Source organism: Arthrobacter sp. PL16 (assembly GCF_035985055.1).
In the GTDB taxonomy this organism is placed as follows: Bacteria; Actinomycetota; Actinomycetes; order Actinomycetales; family Micrococcaceae; genus Arthrobacter_D; species Arthrobacter_D cheniae.
The window spans coordinates 1-3,441 of the sequence record NZ_JAXCIC010000020.1 but is presented as its reverse complement, the minus strand read 5'-3'; the positions used below and the strand labels follow the sequence as shown (position 1 = coordinate 3,441).

Genomic DNA, 3,441 nt, shown 5'->3' with positions numbered 1-3,441 from the left:
AACAACATCAACTTCATCAAAGGGGGATTGTCACCCACACCGGGGCAACTCCATAACTATACGACCACCCCACCCCCACCACCAAATCAACCCACGTAGGGCTGATTGATGTGGTCCAGTGTGATGGTTCGTCCAGTGAGCCGCTCCGCTTCGCAGGATCTTGCTGCCTGATCCGGACTACTGACTACAGGTCTACGCAGCAGTGCCGGGACCTTCCCTCTCGGATGAAGTCCCGGCACTGTGGCGTCGGTCTGCTAGCCGTGCCCTACTGCCTGAAGGTGAGCACCAGCGTGGGTGCGAGTGTGCTGCCGGCTTCCTTGGAGTTGAGGTCCAAGCCGTCGCTGCTGCTCGAGTCGATACCCAGAGAGAGCTGCTGCCCGAGCTCACCGGTCAGGCCACCGACGGTCAGCGGAACGTTGTAGGTGGTGTTGGTCGCGGTGGGACCGAACGTGCCGGTGCTCGTCCCGAGCGCCGGACGGTTGTTGAAGGTGATCCCAGTTTCAGTCCAGGTGTCAACAGCGACGAGCTTCACGTTTTGACTGCCTGTTGAGCCGCTGCCAGCGCTACGCAACTGCAACGTCGCACTTTCCAGCGTCCTACCCGCATAGGCCGACAGGTCGAACTTCAGGTACGCAACTTCGACCGGGCTATTGTCGACACCCATCATGGCGCTGGTGCCGAAGTTCGTCGTTGGCACCCCGCCGGTGACATAGCTGTCGGCGGTAGCGGGGATGTTGACGGTCTGCGACGCGCCGCCGGCGGCGGCGGTGGTGAAGGTCCACGTCATGTCCGCCGCCAACGCGTTACCGGCAGGATCCTTCACCCCACTGGCGCCACCCTTGATCGTCGCCGTATACGTGGTATTTGCTGCCAAGTCCGAAGCCGGGTTCAGCGTCGCAACATTGCCGCTGTATGTCACAGCGGCCGGTACAGACGTCGTCCCAGGCCCCGTCAAGGTAAATGTGGACGAGGTAATCGTCGTCGCATTCATCGCCTCCGAAAATGTTCCCGTCACATTCGCCGACGCCACCACACCAACCGCGCCAGTAGTCGGCGACGTTGCCGTCACCGTCGGAGCCGTCGTATCACCAGCCGCGGGGGCCGTGGTGGTGAAGGTCCACGTCATGTCCGCCGCCAACGCGTTACCGGCAGGATCCTTCACCCCACTGGCGCCACCCTTGATCGTCGCCGTATACGTGGTATTTGCTGCCAAGTCCGAAGCCGGGTTCAGCGTCGCAACATTGCCGCCGTATGTCACAGCGGCCGGTACAGACGTCGTCGACCCTGGAGCCGTCAACGTAAACGTGGCCGACGTGACCGTCGTCGGGTTCATCGCCTCCGAGAATGTTCCCGTCACATTCACCGACGCCGCCACACCAACCGCGCCAGTAGTCGGCGACGTTGCCGTCACCGTCGGAGCCGTCGTATCACCGGCCGCGGGAGCCGTGGGATCGTAGTAGTGCCAGTACCGGCTTGTGGCGTTCACATCGGCAAGCACCAGCAGACCGCTGTTGGCCGTGCCACTCGCCGCACTGTTGAGGTTCTGTTTTGTCGACGACACGTTGTGCACATACTGGTCGGCGTCCACGATGCGATCCGTCTTCGTGGTGGTGAAGCGGATGTCGCTGAGCGGCGTGGACTTCTCGTAGATCGCACCCCCCGAACTGGTGCAGACACCAGCGTTCGTCGTGCCACTGGGCTTCGGATAAGTGGCGAAGGTACGTAGCCTTTGCGTGCTCTCATCGATCATCACAATCACCCGGTTCGGGCACTCCGCCACCGTCGCGATCGTGTGCGCCGTCCACGTCGTGCCGCTCAATTTCAACAGCTGGATCAGCGGCTGGGACGAGGACGTGAACGATGTCTTGATGGCGGCGAAAACCAGACCATTCGAGGCGGAGTCCAACCACTTCAGATTCATATGGTCATCACCGCTGCGCGCCCCTGATACCGCCGCCACCGGAGTGGTCCAGGCGGTATTCGACGCTCCATCGACGTGGTAGCTCCAGTACATCCCGTCGGTGGCATCACCGACCTGCCGGCTCCACATCACACCCATCTTGTTCCCGTCGAAGGCAATAACCGCCGACGTGTCGTCCACGGACACATTGCTCAACGACGCGGGGTGCGCGAACGGCGTCCCCCACGTCCTGCCGTCCGTACCAGTGGAGTTCAGATAGATTCGGTTCCCCTGCTGCCAGGTCGCCCATACCCTACCGGTCGAGTCCTTATCGATGGTCAGCGCCTCGACGCGCTGGTTATTGATCTGGGTAGAACTGAGCAGCGTGTAGGCCTTCGTACTCGCATTGTAGCTGTACCGCCGCATCGTCGTCGGGAAGTTCGGCTCAGCCGGCAAGCCGTCATTGACGAACCGATAACTGGCCACGTTCAACGTCGTTCCATCCCAGAGCACGTCATGATGAGTACTCGCCCGCGTCTCAGTCGCCACACCGGTATCGACCCACGAACTTGTAGCAGCATTGAACCGAAAAATGTGGAAGTCCGAGCTGGCGGTGTCCCACAGGTTCCCCCACCAGATTCCATCGTTGAACCACAGCGAACTGGTCGCCCGCTTCGTACCAGTCGGCGTTCCCGTTCCCGTATGCGACGGACCCTCCACTCCGACATCTCCCGGAGCGGCCGTCGCCGGAACCGGCATCACCAGGGCGCCCAGCGCGAGCACCAGCGCTGTCAGCAGCGCGCCGAGCCAAGAGGCCCTGCGACCTCTACTACGCCCGCCCGAGTGAGGAGATTTGAAGTGCAGCATAGTTGCTCCCTGAAGTCGATGTGAATGCCGATTCCTCCCCAGGTTCGTCCAGTCTCTTTGGTCGAAGCAGCAGAAGCAACCCTTACGGGTAATGAACCTCAACCAGACCGTTTCGGTGCATTTCGCCGACACCCCCGCTTCTTCTCCCCGATATGCCTTACACCAACTTCTTACGCGAAAAAGAGGGTATGCCGTCGATGACCTTGAGGCATCGTCAAGGACGGGCCGCACCGAATATGCCAGAGTCAGCACCTCCAACCTGAACGCAGATCCGCATCATGCAGCCTTCTTTGTCGGAATTCGAGACGGGTTATTACGAATCACCATATGAGTAGGGCAAGGGCCACCCCGGTTATAACTGAAGAAGATGCTGCATTGTCTTCGGGCTGGCGAGCACGGGGAGGTATGGAGGCTGGACGGGCAACTTGCGGCATGTTATCGGATCTTAACGCGGATCTGAAACATTGGGCTACTGCCCTCCGCAAGGATGTACGAGGAATCACTATCAGTAAGGAAGGGGCAGAAGGGCGGGGCCACACACACCGTGATAGCTGTATTCGCCGCGCTCGAACGTTACCAGCGGGCTGGGACCGGTGGGCGGGTTCGATGGCCGCAGATGCGAAGTCGGCTGGAGCCGGCATCCGGGAGCCCGAGGTGGCAGTAGCTGCGCTGGA

Annotated in this window: 1 protein-coding gene; it reads right to left on the bottom strand. The window is 61.0% G+C overall.

The annotated features are described in order from the left end of the window. Positions 1 to 265: 265 nt before the first annotated feature. Positions 266 to 2,767 carry an Ig-like domain-containing protein gene (locus tag RCH21_RS17080; protein WP_326965410.1) on the bottom strand — a complete coding sequence of 834 codons (2,502 nt, stop codon included), beginning with the start codon at positions 2,765 to 2,767 and terminating at the stop codon, positions 266 to 268. Between the last annotated feature and the right edge of the window lie 674 nt (positions 2,768 to 3,441).

What these genes read in the sequence shown, in the direction of transcription:
- RCH21_RS17080 (WP_326965410.1), bottom strand. Translation starts at nt 2,767, where the DNA reads ATGCTGCACTTCAAATCTCCTCACTCGGGCGGGCGTAGTAGAGGTCGC.